Genomic DNA, 22782 nt, shown 5'->3' on the forward strand with positions numbered 1-22782 from the left:
GTGACCAACTACTACAAAACAACAATGATTATTTACTATACATCTTGGGCTGTCTATGCGACTTTGACAAGAGAATAGATTGCAAAAAATGCTTTTAAACAAGTATCTTAATGATACTTTATGAGAAAAAAACCAATCCAGTATTAAGGGTATTTGCTTATGAAAATTGATAACATTCCTGATTCCATCGACCCTAACTTAAATCTGGACATTATTCGCGCTGAATGCTTAGAGCTCGTCAAAAAACGTGCTTATTTTTCAGCAGGTGCAGCCATTATTCCTGTGCCATTTTTGGATGTGGTGATTGACGTCGGAATTTTGTCACAGCTCATTCCAGAAATTAATGCGCGTTTTGGTTTAGCGCCAGATCAAATTAGTGTGTATGATCCAAAAACCAAACAAATTCATTGGACAGAACTGCGTAAACGTGGTGTCGAATTTTCTGGTTTAGTGGTTGCACGAACTGCGATGAAAAAATCGCTAAATAACATTGCAGCAAAATATATTACCAAACAAGTCACTAAATTTATTCCATTAGGTGGACAATTGGTGGCAGCCAGTTTGGGTTATATTGTGATGAAAAAAGTCGCTGAAACCCATGTAGAAGAAAGCTACCAATTGGCGAAGCGTATTCAACAGAAATTTCCGAACCAACCTGTTCCAACGCCGAACAATGGTTAACGAAACGATGTCTAGCGCATCAACAAGATTTAAGAATCAAAGTGATTTAAACCATAGATCTAAAGATGAAGTAAATCTGAAAATGAGCGAGTTTTGAAAATGAAGAAAAAAGCCACGAATTGCGTGGCTTTTTTCATAAAATCAATCTGCTTTCAACTGCGCTAAAATCGTTTTTAGCACTTGTAAACGAGCACTATGCTTATCATTGGTCGCAATCACATGCCACGGCGCATATTCTGTATTCGTGCGTTGCAACATATCTGCAGCAGCTTTGAGATAGTCATCCCAACGGTCACGATTCCGCCAGTCATCTGGAGTGATTTTAAAACGTTTATGCGCGGTTTCTTCGCGGGCTTTAAACCGCGCAGCTTGCTCATCCTTATCTATGGCTAACCAGAACTTGATGACAACCGTTTGACTGTTATATAGGTCCTTTTCAAAGCGATTAATTTCATCGTATGCCCTCTGCCATTCAACGGTATTAGCAAATCCTTCAATCCGCTCAACCAAAACACGACCATACCAACTGCGATCAAAAATCGTGATTTTCTCTTCAGGGACAATTTTATTCCAAAAGCGCCATAAGTAAGGACGGCGTAGTTCATATTTTTCAGGTGCTGCTATGGTATGAATTTCATATTCGCGTGGGTCTAACTTTTTAACAATACGTTTAATTGCTCCGCCTTTCCCTGCGGCATCCATCCCTTCAAACACGATCACCACGTTGCGTGAATCAAAACGTAAAGCTTCAGCCACCTTACGGCTTAATTTTTTTAATTCTTTTTTATAATCGGCTTCATCAGCGACTGCTGTACTTGGCTCCAATAAAGCCTGTGGTGTTTTGGCTTGTTTCCAACGCCCTACCGCTTTAGTTTCATGTGTTGGACAATGTTTTAAAGTGCGTAAAATATACTGTGCAAATTGCTGATCACGGACTTGCTCATCTTCACAGTCGATAATGATCCAGTCATGACTAAAACGCTGACGTAAACGTTGCAAGTTGTCATATTGTTTTTTATTGCGCCAATCTAAACCATGCAATTTATGCCAACGCGCTTCACTCGGGTCCATTTCATCCAAACGTTTTTGTAAAGATTTCCAAGATAAATCGAACCAGACCTTAATCACATCGACATGATTATTTTTTAGGTCTCGTTCATAAGCCCGCATGTTCTCGACATATTCATCAAATAAGGTTTCATCCAAAGGCTTCGACACATGCATGGCGGTACTGAGCAAATCACTATACCAGTTTCCAAACATCACCATAATTTGCCCTTCGGCAGGAATAAACCGTGCATAAGACTGCCAAAAGGTTTGTTTTGGATTAAATATGATCGGGGCATCCGCTTTCACCCTTAAGTAACGTGGATCGACCCATTCGCGGAGCTGTTTGACGGCCTCGCCCTTACCCGCAAGCTCGATTCCACTGACTAAAATCAACACGCTTTTGGCATTAGGCTGACGGCTGGTATTTTTCAGTTGATATTGCGCTTCAATTAGCTCAACCGAGAGTTGTTCTTCATCCATCAATTGAAATTCTGTTTCTTTTAAGCTCATGGCGGACCCTTGGTTTTATTCTGTTTTGAGTATAACCATGCCATTCATCACACAACAATGCTTTCATGTATATGCTGAAATGCAAAATATGACCATTTCTGCAACAAACTGACTCAGATTAACCTGTAATTTCGTCACTTTGTCATAGCCCTAAGCTACAACACCCACTAAGATTCAAACATCTAAAAAATAATTGAGACACTCAATGTCCAAACTTGCAGTATTAGATGATTTACTTGAACTGTATTACCAGTTGAACTACCACAAAAAGCCAGAAATTTTACAGCGTTTACAAGATGTCCAGCAGTGGCAAAAACAGCGTATGCAACGCACTCATGCCGTACAATTTGCTGAAAAACACAATGTGCTGATGTCTGAATATTTTATTAATCGTTTATATGGCGGTCCTGATTTTGATGCATTAGCAGCACAAATTGCTCGTCTCACGCGCTATGCACACAAAGCTGAAAAATTGATTCCAGACAATGCTATAAAGACTGGTACTTCGGGCGTACAACTTGCCATTTTAGCCGTACAGCTTGATGAACAAGTGGCCATGCAATTATTAGAAGATTATCCATCCAATCTGACCCTAACCGATGAAATGATGCGCCAGACTTATCTTAAGCTTGATCAGGGCAAGGACCGTATGTTACAGCTGCAACTATTGGACGATTTAGGTCGTAATTTAGATAAATATATGCGCTCATTTATGGTCTATACCGCCTTTAAGATGTGCAAAGGTGCAGCAATAAAATATAACTTCGAAGTGATGTATGACTTTATGCAAGATGGCTTTCTCGCAATGAAACCACTTAAGTCAGCAGAAAAATTTGTGCGTGAATTTACCACTGTAGAACGTCAAATCATTGACCGTGTACATGCTGGAGACCCGAACCCGTTTCAGCCTGCGGCCTAACAAAATTATCATCCCCATTCAGCCCACATTTGATATAAAACAAACAGGGCGCTCAAAGCTGAATTCAGATTTTTTATAGGGGTTTTGCAAAGCAATTACAGCAGCCCCTGATTTTTTCTGTATATTATTCACAACAAATGCAAATGACTGCTGTATAACAACAGAGAATCTGTCATCATGCTTACAAAGTAACATTAACCCTATTTATAAGTTAGGAGTGACTCTAATGTCTAACGAGAATCAAACGCCTGTCCCTACACCTGAGTCGGCACAAAATACAGACAAAGCGAGTCCATTCTTAACTGAACCTTTACCACAAGGGACAGCGCAAGGTCAGCAACAATCTTTAGAACAACGTCTGACCGACACACCTGTGACAGGTTCAGTACCCAAATATAATCTGCCACGTGGCGCGAACACAGGTAATGTTGGGCCAACTACACACTTTGGTTATCAGACCGTGAGCAGCGAAGACAAAGCACAAAAAGTCGCGGAAGTGTTCCACTCAGTGGCTGCGAAATACGACATCATGAATGATTTAATGTCATTTGGTATTCACCGTCTATGGAAACGTTTTGCCATTAACATGTCAGGTGTTCGTCGCGGTCAGCACGTACTGGATATTGCAGGCGGTACAGGTGACCTTGCTAAAGTGTTCAGTCGTGAAGTTGGTCCGACAGGTCATGTGGTGCTTTCAGACATTAACGAATCGATGCTCAATGTCGGTCGTGACCGCCTCATTGATGCTGGTTGTACCAATGTCGATTTCGTTTTGGCCAATGCTGAAACTTTAGAACCTTTTGCAGACAACAGTTTTGACCTATTAACCATTTCATTTGGTCTACGTAACGTGACTGACAAAGATGCTGCTCTTGCTGCAATGTACCGCGTTCTTAAGCCAGGTGGTCGTTTACTGATTTTAGAATTCTCTAAACCGGTATTTGAACCATTCTCAAAACTGTATGACTTATACTCATTCACTGCATTACCAATTATGGGAAAAATCGTAGCAAATGATTCTGAAAGTTATAAATACCTTGCAGAATCAATTCGTATGCACCCAGACCAACGTACTCTTAAAGGTATGATGGAAAATGCAGGCTTCCAAAACTGTGATTATCACAACTTAACGGGTGGTATCGTAGCCGTACATCGTGGTTTCAAACTTTAATACTGCAGGCTGAACTATGTGGTCGATTCTCGCACTTGGTGCAGTTGAACGCTTAATTCATCATTTCATTGATCTGGATGCTATTACTCGCATCCAACTGAATGAATTGCAAGGCAAAATGCTTCGTGTGGTGATCGACTCACCACAGTTGTCGGTGGATGTGTTTTTTGACGATCAGAAAGTTCGCTTAGAACCGACGCCAACAGGACACTCTGAAACCGCATCCATCTTTGAGCAACGCCCTTACGAGCAGCAGTCAAGTACGACCGAAGCAACGGCGACCTTGCATGTCAAAACGGTCGTCGAGCTCCTTAAACTGCTGTTGGCTGAAGATGTCGGCAATATCCCATTGCAAGGTGATTATCATTTATTGCAGGATATCCAACGCATTATGCAGCAAGCTGAGCCCGATTTAGCTTCGCATTTAAGCCCTTGGATAGGTCCAAGCCTTGCGCATGAAATTGGTAAGTTGCAACTTGCACCCAAATATCTCAAACGTACTTTACAAAGCCATTTGTTCTTTGCTGAAGACGCGTTAAAAGAAGATTCTGGCTTGTTTGCCCCACGTTGGCAGATGGATGACCTGAATCAAGACACACGAATTTTGAATCAAAATCTGGACCGTGCAGAAGCAAAAATTCAGCAACTGCATAGCCAAATTGACTCATTACAAGACAACACTTAAGACTAGGTAATTGCACATATGATTCCGCACGTTTCACGTTTACTCGACCTTTGGCGCATCGCTGCGCACTATAGACTCGACACGTTGTTTCCTGCGGAAGAATTACCGGAAAAAGCCCGTCATATTCTTTCTCTCATTCGCATGCACCCTGCGGCTTGGTCAAGCCGCGAGCGTAAAAATCCGCTCAAGCTCAAAGAAGCCATGGAAGAGATGGGCCCGCTGGCCATTAAAATGGGGCAATTACTGTCTACCCGTCGTGACTTGATTCCACCTGAAGTTTTACAGCAATTGGTACTACTACAAGACCGTGTAAAACCTTTTTCGAATGACGTTGCCAAAATGCGTATTCAGGAATCACTCAAAGCGGATGTGAATACCTTATTTGCACGCTTTGACGAGCAGCCTTTAGCAGCAGCATCTATTGCACAAGTGCATACTGCAGCCCTGCATGATGGCCGTGAAGTCGTGGTAAAAGTGACTCGCCCAAATATTCACAATCAAATTCTGGAAGATTTTGAAATATTAGAGTGGCTTGGTCAGTTCCTTGAAAAACGTCTAGAAGCCGCTCGTGCCCTGCATTTATCTGAAATTATTCAGGACTACCGTCAAATTATTCTCAATGAGTTGGATTTGACTTTAGAAGCGGATAACACCCGTCGTATGCGTCATTACTTCACTGGTTCAAGCATGATGTACGTGCCTGAAGTCTATATGGACAGCCGTGATGTCATGGTCGAAGAACGTATTACGGGTGTACCCATTTCAGATATTGCGACCTTTGATCGCTTGGGCATGGATCGTAAAGATTTAGCCGAAAAAGGGCTCACCATTTTCTTTACCCAAGTGTTCCGCGACAACTTCTTCCATGCCGATATGCATCCGGGGAATGTCTTCGTCGAAACCATCAATCCTAGCAATCCACGCTTTATTGCCTTGGACTGCGCGATTATGGGTGAGCTTTCAAAGCACGACCAAATGACCGTAGCACGCATGCTACTTGCGGTTATGAACAGCGACTTTATGCAGCTGATTCAAATCGTGCATCAAGCGGGTTGGATTCCACCGGGTACAGATCAAGATGCCTTAGCACGTGAAATGCGTCGCACAGTTGGCCCAATGGTCTCTAAACCAATGCATGAATTGGACTTCGCCGGCATTCTGATTCAAGTGATGGATATTGCGCGTCGTTTCCATTTAGAGATTCCGCCACAACTGATGTTGCTGCTCAAAACCTTGGTCCATGTCGAAGGTTTAGGAACTGATCTCTATCCCGAATTGGATATTTGGAGTTTGGCAAAACCAATCCTCACCGATTGGATTAAAGCGCAAATGAATCCTCAGAAAAACTTAAAAGAACTCGGACAAAAAATTCCAGACTTACTTTTAGGTGCGCAAGATTTACCAACGCTGATGATCGACAGTCTGAATGGTTTAAAAAATCAGTCAGCTTGGCATGCAAAACAACTCAATGAACTGCAAAGCATGCGCTTGCAAATGGAACATCAGCAAAAGCGTAGTTGGGTCTTTGGCAGTGTTATGGCCATCTTTCTCTCCATTGCGATAATTGCGCCATGGTATGTTTCCATCGTATTAATTGCACTTTCAAGCTTACTTGCCATTTGGCGTGTGTTTAAATAATCTGTATTTAAATGATCTTGATGTATCCATAAATCCTTTAAGCCTTTTGACAATAAAGGGCTTAAAGCTATAAAAACAAAAAATTCAAAAAATTAAATAAGGCTGAACGCCATGTCATACAGTTATTTAGGGGTACTGTATGGTCGAAATCTACTCCGAGCATGTGCAACAGCCTCGCTGTATAGTTTTTCGACCCTGCTTGATGTGTTGGTTAAACTAAATATACACATGCCGTTTCTAAACTGGCAACCGTCAGCCAACACCACCCTGTATAGGATGCAGCGTAGCTGCTGCATTTTGGTGGATCATTATCTTTAATGCACTTCCCTGTTTATTCCTACTTTGTTTGCCACAGCAAAAACTGATGGCCGGGTTAAATTATTGGTTATTAGCTGGGGCCGTGGTTTTTATCATTAATCTATTTGCTTGGGCGATCTTCCCAATGGCGACATGGGCAATCGTCTGCCTCAGTTTGTTTCAATTGCATCGGCATAATGAACAATTATTACAGCATTCGTGAGCGGTGCCCTGATATGACTGAGAAGTCATTTGTCGTAAGTTTCAGCCATTGGGTCTGTGCAAAAACGCACTAGAATAATTCTACGACTGTATTTTAAGCGACTGCCATGACTCAAATTTTGCAAAAAAACCCGCCTGCGCTCAATATCCGTGCTGGCCATTTAGCACGCCAACTGATTGAACAAGAAGGTTTAAACGCTGCTCAAGTGGATATCCTGCCCGGTGCTGCTGGTGGCCCGAAAGGCATTGGTATTCAAGGTTTAGATCAGGCGATTTTTGCTGACTTTTTGCCACGTGCGCAACAAAAGCGTACTTTAATTGGTTCATCGATTGGCAGTTGGCGCTTTGCCAGTATTGCTGCTTGGGGAGCTATCGAAGGCACGAAACGCCTCTCTGAGCTGTATACCAATCTGAGCTTTCATAAAAAGATGAGTCGTCAAGAAGTCAGCGATGTGTGTCGTGGCATGCTGATCGATTTGATTCAAGGTCAAGAAGCTGCACTGGTTAATCATCCTGATTATCACCTCACTGTGCTTTCAGTCAAAGCTCAGCATATTTTCCAAAGTGATAAAGCCCTGCCGCTGTTAGCCTCTGTCGCAGGGATCGTGGGCACGACAGCGCTTGCACGTAAACACAGTCGTTATTTCATGCAGCGTGTGATTAGTCAGCCTGTGTCAGGTCATCAATTTACCGTGGCAGATGATGGCTTTACCACGCATTACCATGCATTGACTCAAGACAGTGTCATGCCGTGGCTTATGGCTTCTGCATCTATCCCCGGTGTCATGGCCGCGATACGTGATATCCCTGATGCGCCACAAGGCAGTTACCGCGATGGCGGCCTGATTGACTATCATATTGACCTACCCTTCCAAAGTCAGGGCATCGTGCTGTATCCGCATTTCACGGATAGCATCACCCCAGGTTGGTTTGATAAATTATTTAAACGCCAAGCCAATCCTGAAAATCAGGCGCGTACCCTGTTGCTGTCACCTTCACAAGAATACCTTGCAAGCTTGCCGCTTGGCCGACTGCCTGATCGTAAAGACTTTACCCTCAAAGGCTTAGACAACCAACAACGCATTAAAATGTGGAATCAATGTGTGGCTGAAAGTCAGCGTATGGGCGATGAGTTTTTGGAGTTGGTTGAAAAGCAACATTTCCCAGCAGTCATGCAAGCACTCTAAGCGTTACAGTAATCTCTTGCGAGGGACGCTATAATCCTGTTTCAGAATTTTGAGCTTATTTAGTATAGATTTATGCGGATATTTTTAACTGTTTTGCAGTATGCCTGCATCGCTTTTGCACTTTTCCTTGGCTATCAAGTGTCAACCGCCTTGATCAGCGGCCAATACGATTTAATGGAAGTGGTAGCAGATGTCGGTACCATTTTAATTTGTATCGATTTGGCGGTGTTTTTATTTACCAGTAATGCAAAACAAGGCATTAGCATCGAAGACTATGCGAAACAATTGGAACAAAAGCCGTCAAAATTGGTATATGTCACCCGTAAATTGGGACATTTCGGTATTTTGCTGATCATTACCAGTTGGATTGTACCGATGATTCGCTAATGTATTTTAGTTCAATAAAAAGGATCATCATGTGTTCATGATGATCCTTTTTATGTCATCGGATTTTATTTATCCGAAGAAATTAACCCGTCCAGTTTTTACATCATACACTGCACCAACAATCGCCACTTTACCTTCTTGCACCAACTGCTGTAGCACTTCACTATTTTGCAAAATATAGCGGATGTTGTAATGCACATTCATTTGCGTCACTTGCTCTAAAAATGCCGGACTCAGCGTTTGTGGTTGCATCAATTCGGCAACACGCGATACAGACTCATTGAGTGGCCCCAGCACATATTGAATATGTGGCATACGCGTCAGGCTCTGAATCGATTGACCAGCTAAATGCAACTGACAAGCACTGCTAACCGCACCACAGTCCGTATGACCAAGCACTACGATCACTTTGGCACCTTTGGCTTCGCAGGCAAATTCCAATGATCCCAAAACTTTTTGTCCCGCGACATTCCCCGCAATGCGTAAACTAAATAAATCGCCAATTCCAACATCAAAGATCATTTCAGTCGGCGCACGAGAATCCATACAACCTAACACTGCCGCAATCGGATGCTGTCCTTCTTCTGCGGTCACCCGCAGTTGACGATAGATATCTCGTTGCAAACGCTCATTTTGTACAAACCGCTCATTGCCGGCTTTAAGCAAAGCGAGCACGGCCTCCGGAGTCAAACGTTGCTGTAAAGCTGCGGTACTGATATCTATATCTAATGCCGCCTCCTGCGCATCGGCATAGTGTGCCTTGAAACCAATCAACTGCACTTGCACTTTACGCTGCACAGCCTTTTCCTGTTGGTACTCTTGAATGAGTTGGAAAATATCAGCATCCATATCACTCACATGTGTGGCATCAATCACCACTTGTTCGCCGCGATGGATATGTTCCAATGCAGATATTAATGCCGAACGGTTGAGAAAACTGACTTGTGAAGGCAATTCAATCCGTGTAATCACCCCATGTAAATGATGCTCTTTATACACCTTCAGTCCCTTATTAAAATTGGCATATAAAATAAAGGCCGCACTACTGGCTAAACCAATCAAGATTCCGAGCAATAAGTCTGTGAATAAAATCGCCAGTAAGGTAATGATAAAAGGAATAAATTGTTTCCAACCTTTTAAATACAACTGTTTAAACAATTTGGGATGTGTCAGTTTAAACCCAGTGAGGATTAAAATTGCGGCTAATGCTGAAAGCGGAATCATGTTCATCAAAGGCACTAAACACAGTACGGCAAACAAGAGCAATACGCCATGAAAGATGGCAGAACATTTACTTTTAGCTCCAGCACTGGCATTGACAGAACTACGAACAATTACTGACGTTAGCGGCATCCCGCCTATAGCACCCGAAACGACATTGCCGATGCCTTGCGCCCATAACTCTCGGTTGGGGGGTGAAGAGCGCTTATGCGGATCCAATTTATCTGCTGCTTCTAAATTCAATAGAGTTTCTAATGACGCCACAACCGCCAAAGTAATTGCACCCGTATAAATCAGAGGATTATTTAAAGCGGTCCAATCCGGAAAGATCATCACATTTTGTGGCTGATCCCAAAGGTTAGGAAGTTGGATGAGATTTGATGGATGAACTGCAAAAGACGAGCCACTAAGCACCAACATGGCATTACATAGTGCAGCGAGGACTACAGCAACCAAGGCTGAAGGCAGAACCCAGTTTTTGCATGGACTCCTCTCCCAAAGCAACATCAAGACAATGCTACCTATACCGATCAGAACGGCACCGATATCCCATTGCAAATCGAGCGGCTGTGACTGCCACAGCACAGACCATGAAAATTGGTTCAAGCCAAACAAATAAGGTATTTGACTCCCAATCAAGATCAGCCCGATAGCTGCCAACAAACCCAATATGACATTGTTCGGAATAAAGTTGGCAAAGAAACCGAGCCGAAATATGCCAAATCCAATCTGTAAAATACCGGCAAAAACAATACACAATAAAAAGGCGGCATAGTTGCCGCCCAGTAATTCAAGCTGTACCAAAATGACTGCTGTTAAACCTGCTGCTGGGCCTGCAACACTGATATGTGAGCCACTCAGTACCCCAACTAAAATACCACCGACAATGCCAGCAATAATGCCAGAGAGAATCGGTGCGCCAGAAGCCAATGCAATGCCTAGACATAGTGGTAAAGCCACGAGAAATACCACTGTTCCAGATAAAAAGTCGTGAATATGAAATCGATGTCGTTCAATTTTAGATATCATCATTTTACCGTTTATAATAAATATCAAATAATTAGATGTAAGTATGTAAAGCCTAAAGTTTGTGACCACTTTATGGCGTGACTTATATTGTCTGACAATCGAACGATTCTATAGTGTGTTTTGATACGTGATTTGTGTAATTTTTACACTTTATTGCGAAGTTTAAGGTTCAGCTCATTTATCTTTGATAGGCCGTAAAAGAAAATAAAAAAAACCTCCCAAATGGGAGGTTTTTTTAACAGTTCAAGATTACTTCGAACCTTTAATCCCTGCTTGTAATAACAACGCACCTAAACCACCAATTTTATTTTCTTGTGGTTTCGCTGCTTGAGGTTTTTTATGACCTTGTGGGCGGTCGCCTTGCGGACGAGCATGCTGTGGACGTTTCGCATGTGGCTTACGCTCACCACGTTGTTCTTGCTGCGCATTGTCACGACGTGGTTGACGTTGTGGTTTCGCTGCAGCAGCACCTTCTGCACGCATAGACAAGTTGACACGGTTACGTTCAACATCGACATTCAAGACACGAACTTGAACAATTTGACCTGGTTTCACGACTTTGTGCGGATCTGCAACAAATTCATTTGCAAGCTCTGAAATATGAACTAAACCGTCTTGGTGTACACCCACATCCACGAATGCACCGAAGTTAGTCACATTCGTAACCACACCTTCAAGCTGTAAACCTTCAGTCAACTGCGCCACTTCTGTGATGTCTTCACGGAATTTAGCCGTGCGGAACTCTGGACGTGGGTCACGGCCTGGTTTTTCAAGTTCAGATAAAACGTCTTGAATTGTCGGTAGACCAAATTGGTCATTCACAAATTCTTCGGCGTTTACTTGGCGAATAATTTCAGTATTACCAATAATATCTTTGACTGTGGTTGCTTTCGCTGCCGCAATTTTTTCTACTAAACCATAAGATTCAGGGTGAACAGCAGAAGCATCAAGTGGCTCAGACCCATCTTGAATACGCAAGAAGCCTGCTGCTTGTTCAAAGGTCCGCTCGCCTAAACGAGGAACTTTTTTCAAACTTTGGCGGTTGTCAAAACGACCATTTTCTTTACGGAAATCCACAATTTGTTGTGCAATTGATTTATTCAAACCCGCGATATAACCCAAGATTGCAGATGATGCAGTGTTGACATCGACACCCACTGAGTTCACACAGTCTTCCACAACCGCTTCTAGCGTTTTTGCCAAACCGGTTTGGTTCACGTCATGTTGGTATTGACCTACACCAATCGATTTCGGATCAATTTTCACAAGCTCCGCCAATGGATCTTGTAAACGACGAGCAATCGACACTGCACCGCGAATAGATACATCTAGCTCTGGCAATTCTTGAGATGCCAATTCAGATGCTGAATAAACAGATGCACCTGCTTCAGAGACAGACACACGAATCAAGTTTAAGTCTGTATTTGCTGCCATCATTTCGGCCACAACCGCTTCAGTTTCACGGCTTGCAGTACCATTACCAATCGCAATTAATTCAACATTGAATTCGCGGCAAAGGCGCGCAAGTTCAGCAACTGAACCAGCTTTATCTTCTTTCGGGGCAAATGGGTAAATCGTGCTATGTGCAAGAACATCACCTGATGCATTGACAACAGCCAATTTCACACCCGTACGGATACCAGGGTCAACACCCAGAGTGGTACGCGCGCCTGCTGGTGCAGAAAGTAATAAATGACGTAGGTTTTCAGCAAATACATCCATTGCTTCAGCTTCGGCAGCCAAACGTTTTTCAGTCAATAATGAATGTTCAATCGCAGGACGTACTTTGCCCAACCAGAACAGTTTTGCTGTTTGTTTTAAGAAATCTGCACGCGCTTGTGGCTGAGCTGTTTCTATATTATATTCAGTTTCAATACGTGCCAATGGTGCATCATCTTCACCATCGACTTTTAAGCCTAAGACATTTTCTTGACGGCCACGTAGCATCGCCAATAAACGGTGTGAAGGGACTTTGTTTAAGCTTTCAGAGAAATCAAAGTAATCACGGAATTTTTTACCGACTTCCTTTTTCTCATCACTTGCAACTAAACTTTTCAACACTGCAGTTTTCGCAAATGTTGCTTTGAGTTCAGTGGTTAATGCAATATTTTGTGCCCAGTCATCAATTAAAATGTGTTGAATCGCGTCTAATTGGCTTTCAACATCAGCATAATCTTCATGACTAAAACCAGCTAAAGCTTCGGTTGGATCAACCGCTTCATTAAAGATTTTTTCAGCGATTGGGCCTAAACCCGCTTCTTTGGCTTTAAATGATTTACTTGTACGTTTTGGACGGTACGGCGCGTAAATCTCTTCTAAAGCATTTTTCGTTTCTGCTGCATTCACACGAGCAAGTAAGTCATCAGATAACTTGTTTTGTTCTTTTAGAGATTCGATTACCTTTTCACGGCGCTCAAATAAATCACGCAGGTAAGTCAGACGTGTATCGAGCTGACGTAATTGAGTATCGTCCAGACCTTGCGTCACTTCTTTACGGTAACGTGCGATAAATGGAACACTGGCACCTTCATCAATGAGCTTGATGGCAGCTTCAATTTGATTTGGACGTACGGCAATTTCTTTTGCCAACTGCTGAACTAAGTCAGTCATCGTATTAGATCCCTGCAAGGATAAGTTCTAAAAGCCATGATTATAAAGACCAAGACCATAAAATCCACAATTGTTTTTATAAATTTATTCGTGGTTTTTAATGCCAATTCATCTCAAATACACATTTTTTTACGAAACTGACTATGAAACAGCAAATTAGCGAGACTTAGGCAAGCAAACTGATTCGAACAACATGTATACATTTGGTATCTATGTCTTGATTTTAACTGCAATATTTGTTGCTTTAGAGCATAGTAAATTTATATAAATGAATCGTATACTCAAGTGAAATCGACTTTTTGTTTACGATGACAATAAAGAATAAGGAGCACGTCATGAGTTTAGTTGTACCTGCTGAAAAAACAGATGCCGTACAAGCCGAAACCGACCGAGTCGAACGCATTCTGGTTGTCGATGATGATGTGCGTCTACGCACCCTCTTACAACGCTTCCTAGAAGATAAAGGTTTTGTGGTCAAAACCGCACATGATGCGACTCAGATGGATCGTCTGTTGCAGCGGGAACTCTTTTCCCTGATTGTGCTCGACTTTATGTTACCTGTTGAAGATGGCTTGAGTATTTGTCGCCGTCTGCGCCAATCTAGCATCGATACCCCAATCATTATGCTGACCGCTCGTGGTAGCGATTCAGACCGTATTGCAGGACTTGAAGCCGGTGCAGATGACTATTTACCAAAACCATTTAACCCGAATGAGCTATTAGCTCGTATTCGTGCGGTCCTACGTCGCCAAGTGCGTGAAGTTCCGGGCGCACCAAGCCAACAAATGGAAGTGGTGTCTTTTGGTCCTTGGTCACTCGACCTGTCTACTCGTACATTAACCCGTGAAGGTCAAGTCGTCACATTAACAACGGGTGAATTTGCCGTACTCAAAGCATTAGTTCAACACCCACGTGAACCACTGACACGCGACAAGTTAATGAATCTTGCTCGTGGTCGTGAATGGGGCGCGATGGAACGTTCAATTGACGTTCAGGTTTCTCGCCTGCGCCGTTTGGTTGAAGAAAACCCAGCACGTGCGCGCTATATTCAAACCGTTTGGGGCGTAGGTTATGTCTTTGTTCCAGATGGTGCTGAATAAGCCATAAAATAAGACCTGAGAATCGAGTCACCGTACCTCATGTCCGGAAATACCATTCGCTGCTGTCTGAGCCACTTGAAATTGAATGAATAAAAGTAATGTGCGCGAGTTCAGCGAATGGCAAAAATTTTGGTTACTTTTTTAAAAAGTAATATAACGAACTCCTCCCGAAGAACGTTCCAGCAGTAAGATTCCATCGCAAAGAATAAAAACTGCCTTTCAAAAAATTTGCTTAAAGGATTCTGCGTGAAACTCGAACCCATCGACCCACAGGAATTTACCGACTACGTTACCTACTCCGAAAAAAAACGGACACCTTGGGAACGCTTCCTCGATAAAATCAAACCTCGCTCTGCAGCCATGCGGACCACCGTATTGGTCTTATTTGTGGTGTTTTTTAGCCTGTTTATGTCCTTATGGTTCTTTTGGCGCACACTCTATTTACCCGAAATTCAACAACATGCTCGTTACCTCGCGGTCGAACTTGAAATCATTAACAATCCTGATTTACGGATTTTTCATAACAATGCCGAAGTGGATGTCGACGACTGGATGCGCAACCGTGTCGGGATCGAATATGTGACCGATCCGAAAGAATTCCCCAACGTCAAAGACAAAGTCATTGCAGAGTTCTTTACCAATCAAATTGAAAAGAAACTGGCCAAAGAAATGCGCATTGATAATGCGACCGTGTATTTCCAATTTAAACCTGACCCACGCATCTGGATTCAAACTCCAGAAATGAATGGCAACTGGGTTCGCGAGCCTTTAAAAACCTATGCCAACTATAGCGCAGAGCTGATTTTAGGCTGGTTATTGGGTATTCCGCTGATTGCTGGCATCATTATCTTAACCTTGGTTCGTCAGCTCAACCGTCCACTAAAACGTTTACAAGATGCGGCAAACAACTATAGTAAACAAGGCACTGCTCCTTATTTAGAAACCAACCATGGGCCACAAGAAATCCGTGAAGTAAACCAAGCTTTTAACCACATGGTCTACACGCTGGAACAAACTGAACGTGATCGTCGCATCATGTTGGCCGGTATTTCCCACGATTTGCGTACTCCGCTGACCCGTATTCGACTCAGCGCAGAAATGATGCCTGATGATGACTTCCTAAAAGAAGGTCTGATTTACGATGTTGAAGATATGGATGCGATTCTGAATCAGTTCATTTCGTATATGCGAGATGGCTCTGATGAAGTTCCGCAAGATACTGATTTAAATGCGCTATTGCAGGAATTAGTGATTCAATTTAAACCTTTAGATATTCGCTTTGAACCTCAAGACTTACCGATTATTCAAGCACGTAGCCTGTCCTTAAAACGACTAATAGGCAACTTAATCAATAACTCAAAACGCTATGGTGCCGAGCCGATTGAACTGTCTACCGAATATGAAGGTGACCATATTCAAATTCGCGTTGCCGATAATGGCGAAGGGATTCCTGAAGACCAAATTGAAGACCTGATGCAACCTTTTGTACGTGGTAATGATGCACGTACCATTCAAGGCAGTGGACTCGGTTTAGCCATTGTAAAACGTATTGTGGATATTCACGAAGGTCAACTTTCAATTCACAATCGAGCAGAAGGTGGACTCGAAGCGATCATTTCTTTACCACTGCAAAAACTCGAAAATGATGAAATATTAAACAACAGCCCATTGGAAAAAATTAAGCAAAGTTTAACTGAACGCTTTTAACAAGCGTTCAAAAAAGCAACGAACAGTTTTGTTCAATCCTTAATCATTGGTATTTTTAACTTTATTATTCATCAACTTAGAAATCATAATAAAATCTTATACCCACATTTTTTCAAAAAATTAGACCTTAGCCTAACAGGGATGCAAAATGGCTTTTTTGATCGGTACAATCCGTATCAGTTTTGAGAATTTCACGAGAGTATATGATGTCTTTAGATCGCATCCGTTTAGCTGCCCTTCACGACAAAGTTATCAGCGCAGAAAAAGCTGCTGAATTCATTCAGGATGGTATGACGGTAGGTATGAGTGGTTTCACACGCGCAGGTGAAGCGAAAGCTGTACCTTTAGCGTTGGTTCAACAGGCTCATGCTAATCCTCTTAAAATCACCCTAATTACTGGCGCGAGCTTGGGTAACGATTTGGACAAAAAATTGACTGAAGCAGGTGTTCTTGCTCGTCGTTTACCGTTCCAAGTAGACAATACATTACGTAAAGCGATCAACAAAGGCGAAGTAATGTTCATCGATCAGCATTTGTCTGAAACAGTTGAACAAATGCGTAACCTTCAGCTTAAAAAGCCTGATGTAGCAATTATTGAAGCTGTTGCGATCACTGAAGATGGTGGCATCATCCCTACAACTTCTGTAGGTAACTCTGCAAGCTTCGCAATTTTTGCTGAAAAAGTGATTGTTGAAATCAACACCAACTTAAGTCCAGCATTTGAAGGCTTACACGATATTTATATCCCAACATATCGTCCAACACGTCAAGCTATTCCATTGACTCATGTTGATGAACGTATTGGTACACATGCAATCAACATCGATCCTTCAAAAATCGTAGGTATCGTATTTAACAACGAATTGCATGACTCTCCATCTACAGTTACTGCCCCTGATGATGAAACTCAAGGTATTGCAAACCACCTTATCGCTTTCTTTGAAAAAGAAGTCGCTGAAGGTCGTTTACCGAAAAACCTAGGTCCATTACAAGCAGGTATTGGTTCAATTGCAAACGCAGTATTGACTGGTCTTAAAGATTCAAACTTTGAAGACTTGATCATGTACTCTGAAGTACTTCAAGACTGTACATTTGAATTGATCGACGCAGGCAAAATGAAATTTGCTTCAGGTTCCTCTATTACGCTTTCTGCGAAATATGGCGAAAAAGTATTTAATAACCTTGAACAATACAAAGACAAACTTGTATTACGCCCACAAGAAATTTCTAACCACCCAGAACTTGTACGTCGTTTAGGTATTATCGGTATCAACACAGCACTTGAGTTTGATATCTACGGTAACGTGAACTCGACTCACGTTTGCGGTACAAAAATGATGAACGGTATTGGTGGTTCAGGTGACTTCGCACGTAATGCGCACTTGGCGATCTTCGTGACTAAATCAATTGCAAAAGGTGGCGACATTTCTTCTGTTGTTCCATTTGCTTCTCACGTTGACCATGCTGAACACGACGTTGACATCTTGGTTACTGAACAAGGTCTTGCTGACTTACGTGGTCTTGCCCCACGTGAACGTGCTCGTGCTGTAATCGACAACTGTGCTCACCCAAGCTACCGTGCAGCATTGAACGATTACTTCGACCGTGCATGTGCAAAAGGTGGTCAAACACCTCACCTTCTACGTGAAGCATTGTCTTGGCACATCAACTTCGAAGAGAACGGCCATATGTTAGCTGCTCAACCTGAAGTGAAAACGGCTTAATTGACAGTGAAATAAAAAACGCTCTTCGGAGCGTTTTTTTATGGCTTTTATTTTTCAATATGACTTATCAAGTCTGCAAAACTCGACTAATCTAAATTGGTCAAAATACATGCTAAAACAAAAATTATGTTTATTATTCGCCCCTATCTCGAATCTGATTTAGACGATGTGATTGCACTTTGGGAACTGTGTGATCTGACCCGTCCATGGAATAATCCTGAAATTGATATATTTCGAAAACTAGCGCAACGCGACCAATTATTCTTGTTGGCAGTCAAAGATGATCAACTGATTGCAACTGTGATGGGTGGCTATGATGGACACCGAGGCTGGGTCAATTATCTTGCCGTACATCCACATTTTCAACGTAATGGTGTTGCTACTGCCCTCATTCAGCAATTAGAAAAACGCTTAATTGCTTTAGGCTGCCCAAAACTTCAATTACTGATTCGCCAAGACAACATTGACGTACAAAATTTTTATGAACAATTGGGCTATGAAGAGGTTGAAGTGATTTGTTTGGGTAAACGTTTAATCACGGATTAATCGTTCGACAAATCTTCATTCAATCCTTGTAACAAAATCAAAAAAAAACGACATTGCGCCATCGAAACAAAAATGGATTGCATTGCTTGGCTTTAAATTTTAGGATTTGCCCCCATCATTTTCCCAGAACATAGAAAAGAGATTTCCCATGCGTGTAGATATCTGGTCAGACGTGGTTTGCCCATTTTGTTATATTGCGAAAAAACGCCTTGAAGCTGCTGCCGAAGAATCGGGTGTAGAGCTTGAAGTGTTTTGGCATAGCTATCAACTTGATGCAGATGCGCCCGCTCGCCTAGAAATTTCTAATACTGAACGTCTAGCTCAAAAATATGGCCGCAGTATTGAAGAAGTAGAGGAAATGCAGCGCAATATTGCCGAAATGGCAAAAGCTGAAGGTATTGAATTTAACTGGCAAAAAGCCAATTCAGGCAATACTTTCAACGCGCACCGCTTGATTCATCTTGCACAAAGCAAAGGTCTCGGCAGTGAAGCCAAAGAAGCTTTCTTCTATAGCTATATGACGCAAGGCTTGGCCATTGGTGAACGTGAAACCTTAGAAGACGTTGCATCTCGTATTGGTCTAAACCCTGTTGAAGTCGATGACTTATTAGACTCAGATGAATTTGCTGATTTCGTCAAATACGACGAAGAAGTAGCACGCGATCAACTTAAAGTTACGGGTGTACCGTTCTTTGTATTTGAGCAACGCATTGCTTTAGCAGGCGCTCAACCGAAAGATGTATTTAAAAAAGTGATGGACAAAGCTGCGGAACTCCCTGAGCTTGCTCCTACACCTGTCTGTAATGATGAAAGCTGTGAAACACCTGAAAAATAATTCAGCGCGTTCAATCAAAAATCCCCGAACTTCGGGGATTTTTTATGATCAGTTTTTAACATCAATAAAATGAAACTTATTCCACCAAGAAGCTGATTTTTAAGTTCACTCGATATTCCGCAATTTTATTGTCTTTCACCACAACTTTTTGTTCATTAATCCATGCACCCTGAACGTTCTTTACGGTTTCAGTGACTTTATTAATTCCCGTTTGGATGGCATCTTCAAAACTTTTTGTGCTACTTGCATTTACTTCAACGACTTTAGCAACAGACATTGTATTTATCCTCATTGTTATGATTTTGAATCTTCATCATATGATTAAGTCACTTATTTTGGTTATTTTTTAAACATCAAAACAGCAAAATATTACATGTCTTACACAGGAGTGAATTCCACTTCGAGGGATTACAAACTGACCATCATTTATTACATGCTTTCTGTTTAAGCCAAGGCCACTACCGATTAGGCTAAAAGCTTCATTCTTCAAACGATCATGCTCGGGAGTAATGTCATGACTATTGAACCTCAAGCAACTTCTGCTGAAACCGAACTATCTACCAATACACCCTCTCAAACAACCACCAACAAGTCCCAAACAGGGAAGAATAGCTTTCTCTCACGTTTTTCTCCGACCGTCAAAAGTGCTGCGATCGGCGCTGTTGCAGGCAGTATTTTGCCTGTTTTTGGTACGATTAGTGGTGCCATTATTGGGGGTATCGCAGGCAAAGTCTATGAAAAGAAATGTGCCAAACATTCATAGATTTTTCATCTATATCTGAGTGATACGCCGCTGTCACTCAGCCACTAAAAACTCTAGAGCAATAACTCTAATATATTGTTTTATATAAATATTGAATCCTACCATTTATCTTGTGTTGCCGAATCGATCATTTTTAATTGATTATTTTTTGATATTATTTTCACATAAATTCAAGTGATTAATTTTCTCCCTGACTCAATTTTTGAGTTACTAATGATTGATAGGAATACACAAATGAACGCAATCAAATATGCTATGGCTGTTGCTGTGATGGCGCTTTCTGCAACTGTTTCTGCACAAATCGTTTACGTACCAGATTTTCCAGTAAAAAAAGCTGTAACTGCTGAAACTGCCAATGCAGAGAGCCAAGCTCCAGCTGCTGATACAACTGAAGTTATAACAAACACAGAAAAAAAAGCTTAATTTTTAGCTGATTTTTCCATAAAAAAACCGATGGCTCCCACCATCGGTTTTTTATTTTATGTGCCTTTACTTTGGGCTTTATTCTTTACTTAACATTAAAAATGAACATCTAAAAGCGCTCGATCGCTGATGATGACTTCAAAAAAATTGATCAAACCATACCGCTATATCTTTTGCAAAACCTATCTTTAAGCTAATGATTTGGTATTATTTTTAAACAAAATGCGCATTAATTGTCATATTTAACGCTTAATTTGTAGAAGCTGACATTTATTTCCATGTTTTTTTTAATGAAATCTCTATAATCAAATGAACTAATCGACTTCTTTATTTTTAAATTTACATTGTCCTATGCAAGAACTTCAGGCACTGATACAAGGAAAAATTTCACCGCAGGTCATAGATATTGAGCACCTGATTGAATTGGCCAATACATATCGAAACCCGAATTCGGCTGAATATAAATTAGTAGAACTTGCAACCAATATTGTATTGGCTAAATATTTAGAAAAAGCACAAAAAGTCCTTTAGGAAGCGGACAAATGAATTTACAAGAGAAAGTACAATTAATAAAAGAAATCCATGTACTGACCCATCAACTTGAACACCGTGCTTTGAGTTTTTATGAAACTGCGCTTTCTAAACGTCGGATTCATGAAATTTTTGCCTTATGCGATGAACCGATTTTTCAAAAGCAAATATTAAGTTATCGTGCATTAACTAAGCCACAAATGGCTGCAACTGAATTTTCCAAACAAACGCCATATTCATTGTTATTTCGTGGCTATTTTAACCATGATGCTGCACTTGAAAATGCTTTATATCAATATCCAGAGATGGGTTGGGCCTTGCTGCATGACCATGAATTAGGTTGGCAAGTGTGGATGATTCCAGCCAAACAGCGCACGGCTTTACTCAGTGAATGGGGCAATTTTAGCGAATGCTATGATTGGTTAATTGAACAACAACAGCTATATAAATGTTTAATCAGTGATACTGATCTACGTCTACATGCCGTACGCCTAAAAGAAGAAGTCAGCACAGCACCAAACAATGTTGCAGCAAGTGTGGATGCCCTACTGCCGATTGAAACAATAAATAAAGATGGATCTGTCGATATAGATCATTGCGATAAGCAAATCAATGAAGCGGATACGTTGCTTGATAACTCAAATACAAATAAACCGGAGCTTTCTGCACCTGATACCGTTCCTCTTGTTCTAATTGAGCAGCCAAGACATGCGCCATCGGAGGAACATCTCAACTCGACAATGGCAGGCGTTGAACTTCCTGAACAGGTTCAAATCGCTCAATATGCCGCTCGCGTTCAAACGCTGCAAAACATCGATGCGCAATTGGCCTTGTATGAATTGCAGTTTATAGATCAGCCTGAACTCACAACACAACTTGATGTTCTATTGCATACGATAGATGGTACAGATTGGAAAAACCAGCCGCTGTATTTAGCAGAGCAAATCAATACCGAGGGCCGCTTCATCAAATATCTCTTGTTGTTTGGTGCGCAAACGCAGATGGAAGCCATTCGACTCTCTCAGCTGTTTTGCCAACAACATCAACATGAACTTGCTGCGATTAAAGTCATATCATGGGACAGTCTAGAGCAACTCTGTGCTGCACCTGATCAGCTCTATCAACAGTCTCAGCGGGCTGAAATGATTTGGTCGCAAAACGACTATTATCCATTTATCCCGGCACAATTAATTCATACGCAAAAATTCATTCATTTTGATGAACCTGAACCGACACTACATACCCCGTTGTTATTATTACAAGAACGTCAAAAAATACGTTTAATCCACGGTCAAAAACGCATGGCACTCTTGCGTACCGAACAAGCCCTTCCCTATTTGATCCTCCATCGACAGCAAGGTTTAAATTGGCAAAGCATCCAAAATGTGATCCAACAATTGCCTCAACCCATTGATGTGATTTCGCTTTATCAAGCACTTAAGCAAATGACCGAAGATTAATTGCATTTATTTTGTAGTTTGGCTTGCATTTATCCGACAAAAATAACAAAACTACAGATGCAGGATACTCAGATGATAATTAAATA

21 protein-coding genes are annotated in these 22782 nt (G+C 41.7%); 17 read left to right on the forward strand and 4 right to left on the reverse strand.

The features are described from left to right. Positions 1-159 precede the first annotated feature (159 nt). The gene (locus FTU75_RS10710) at positions 160-681 is read left to right on the forward strand and encodes a hypothetical protein (RefSeq protein WP_180024754.1); all 522 of its coding nucleotides are present in this window, start codon (positions 160-162) and stop codon (positions 679-681) included. A 141-nt stretch (positions 682-822) separates the two neighbouring features. Here the strand turns inward: FTU75_RS10710 and FTU75_RS10715 are convergent, their stop codons facing one another. After that, positions 823-2241 (reverse strand): phosphate--AMP phosphotransferase, encoded by a 1419-nt coding sequence (locus FTU75_RS10715; protein WP_111885629.1) that lies wholly within the window; start codon positions 2239-2241, stop codon positions 823-825. A 205-nt stretch (positions 2242-2446) separates the two neighbouring features. Between FTU75_RS10715 and FTU75_RS10720 the strand changes: the two genes are divergently transcribed. From FTU75_RS10720 to FTU75_RS10750, 7 genes are all read left to right on the forward strand, one after another. After that, positions 2447-3160, forward strand: coding sequence for a hypothetical protein (locus tag FTU75_RS10720; RefSeq protein ID WP_180024752.1), 714 nt, complete (start codon positions 2447-2449; stop codon positions 3158-3160). A 226-nt stretch (positions 3161-3386) separates the two neighbouring features. After that, a complete protein-coding gene (gene ubiE, locus FTU75_RS10725; RefSeq protein WP_078192823.1) occupies positions 3387-4331 on the forward strand; it encodes a bifunctional demethylmenaquinone methyltransferase/2-methoxy-6-polyprenyl-1,4-benzoquinol methylase UbiE in 945 nt (314 codons plus the stop codon). A 16-nt stretch (positions 4332-4347) separates the two neighbouring features. Further along, on the forward strand, positions 4348-5016 hold the full coding sequence (locus tag FTU75_RS10730; protein ID WP_180115931.1) for an SCP2 domain-containing protein: 669 nt from the start codon (positions 4348-4350) through the stop codon (positions 5014-5016). An 18-nt stretch (positions 5017-5034) separates the two neighbouring features. Further along, positions 5035-6654 (forward strand): AarF/ABC1/UbiB kinase family protein, encoded by a 1620-nt coding sequence (locus FTU75_RS10735; protein WP_180115932.1) that lies wholly within the window; start codon positions 5035-5037, stop codon positions 6652-6654. Between the two features lie 364 nt (positions 6655-7018). Next, positions 7019-7174, forward strand: coding sequence for a hypothetical protein (locus FTU75_RS10740; RefSeq protein WP_180115933.1), 156 nt, complete (start codon positions 7019-7021; stop codon positions 7172-7174). Between the two features lie 106 nt (positions 7175-7280). After that, entirely contained in the window at positions 7281-8360 is a 1080-nt protein-coding gene (locus tag FTU75_RS10745; protein WP_180115934.1) for a patatin-like phospholipase family protein, read from the forward strand. A 72-nt stretch (positions 8361-8432) separates the two neighbouring features. Next, the gene (locus FTU75_RS10750; protein WP_180115935.1) at positions 8433-8747 is read left to right on the forward strand and encodes a hypothetical protein; all 315 of its coding nucleotides are present in this window, start codon (positions 8433-8435) and stop codon (positions 8745-8747) included. 69 nt (positions 8748-8816) lie between these two features. Here FTU75_RS10750 and FTU75_RS10755 read toward each other — a convergent pair whose 3' ends face one another. Continuing rightward, positions 8817-10997, reverse strand: coding sequence for a SulP family inorganic anion transporter (locus FTU75_RS10755; protein ID WP_257223769.1), 2181 nt, complete (start codon positions 10995-10997; stop codon positions 8817-8819). Between the two features lie 249 nt (positions 10998-11246). After that, complete coding sequence (locus tag FTU75_RS10760; RefSeq protein WP_180115937.1) at positions 11247-13607, reverse strand: Tex family protein; 2361 nt, start codon at positions 13605-13607, stop codon at positions 11247-11249. Between the two features lie 335 nt (positions 13608-13942). Between FTU75_RS10760 and ompR the strand changes: the two genes are divergently transcribed. The 5 genes from ompR to FTU75_RS10785 all read left to right on the forward strand — a co-directional run bounded on the left by ompR (position 13943) and on the right by FTU75_RS10785 (position 19519). Further along, the gene (gene ompR, locus FTU75_RS10765) at positions 13943-14707 is read left to right on the forward strand and encodes a two-component system response regulator OmpR (RefSeq protein ID WP_078189809.1); all 765 of its coding nucleotides are present in this window, start codon (positions 13943-13945) and stop codon (positions 14705-14707) included. Positions 14708-14953: 246 nt separating this feature from the next. Next, a complete protein-coding gene (locus tag FTU75_RS10770) occupies positions 14954-16414 on the forward strand; it encodes an ATP-binding protein (protein ID WP_180024744.1) in 1461 nt (486 codons plus the stop codon). 206 nt (positions 16415-16620) lie between these two features. Beyond that, positions 16621-18138 (forward strand): acetyl-CoA hydrolase/transferase family protein, encoded by a 1518-nt coding sequence (locus FTU75_RS10775; RefSeq protein ID WP_078192882.1) that lies wholly within the window; start codon positions 16621-16623, stop codon positions 18136-18138. A 126-nt stretch (positions 18139-18264) separates the two neighbouring features. Continuing rightward, positions 18265-18684 carry a GNAT family acetyltransferase gene (locus FTU75_RS10780; RefSeq protein ID WP_078189811.1) on the forward strand — a complete coding sequence of 140 codons (420 nt, stop codon included), beginning with the start codon at positions 18265-18267 and terminating at the stop codon, positions 18682-18684. A gap of 148 nt (positions 18685-18832) precedes the next feature. After that, positions 18833-19519, forward strand: a complete 687-nt coding sequence (locus tag FTU75_RS10785; protein WP_111885832.1) for a DsbA family protein — start codon at positions 18833-18835, stop codon at positions 19517-19519. Between the two features lie 76 nt (positions 19520-19595). On the opposite strand, the gene FTU75_RS10790 is transcribed toward FTU75_RS10785, so the two are convergent. Beyond that, positions 19596-19796, reverse strand: a complete 201-nt coding sequence (locus FTU75_RS10790) for a dodecin family protein (protein WP_067761311.1) — start codon at positions 19794-19796, stop codon at positions 19596-19598. Positions 19797-20033: 237 nt separating this feature from the next. On the opposite strand from FTU75_RS10790, the gene FTU75_RS10795 reads away from it, so the two are divergent. The 4 genes from FTU75_RS10795 to FTU75_RS10810 all read left to right on the forward strand — a co-directional run bounded on the left by FTU75_RS10795 (position 20034) and on the right by FTU75_RS10810 (position 22696). Beyond that, positions 20034-20282, forward strand: a complete 249-nt coding sequence (locus FTU75_RS10795) for a hypothetical protein (RefSeq protein ID WP_180115938.1) — start codon at positions 20034-20036, stop codon at positions 20280-20282. Between the two features lie 234 nt (positions 20283-20516). After that, positions 20517-20705, forward strand: a complete 189-nt coding sequence (locus FTU75_RS10800; protein ID WP_111885834.1) for a hypothetical protein — start codon at positions 20517-20519, stop codon at positions 20703-20705. Positions 20706-21056: 351 nt separating this feature from the next. Further along, a complete protein-coding gene (locus FTU75_RS10805; RefSeq protein ID WP_180007056.1) occupies positions 21057-21236 on the forward strand; it encodes a hypothetical protein in 180 nt (59 codons plus the stop codon). A gap of 11 nt (positions 21237-21247) precedes the next feature. Then, a complete protein-coding gene (locus FTU75_RS10810) occupies positions 21248-22696 on the forward strand; it encodes a hypothetical protein (RefSeq protein ID WP_180115939.1) in 1449 nt (482 codons plus the stop codon). Positions 22697-22782 lie beyond the last annotated feature (86 nt).

Source organism: Acinetobacter sp. YH12140, from assembly GCF_013418475.1.
Lineage (GTDB): Bacteria > Pseudomonadota > Gammaproteobacteria > Pseudomonadales > Moraxellaceae > Acinetobacter > Acinetobacter amyesii.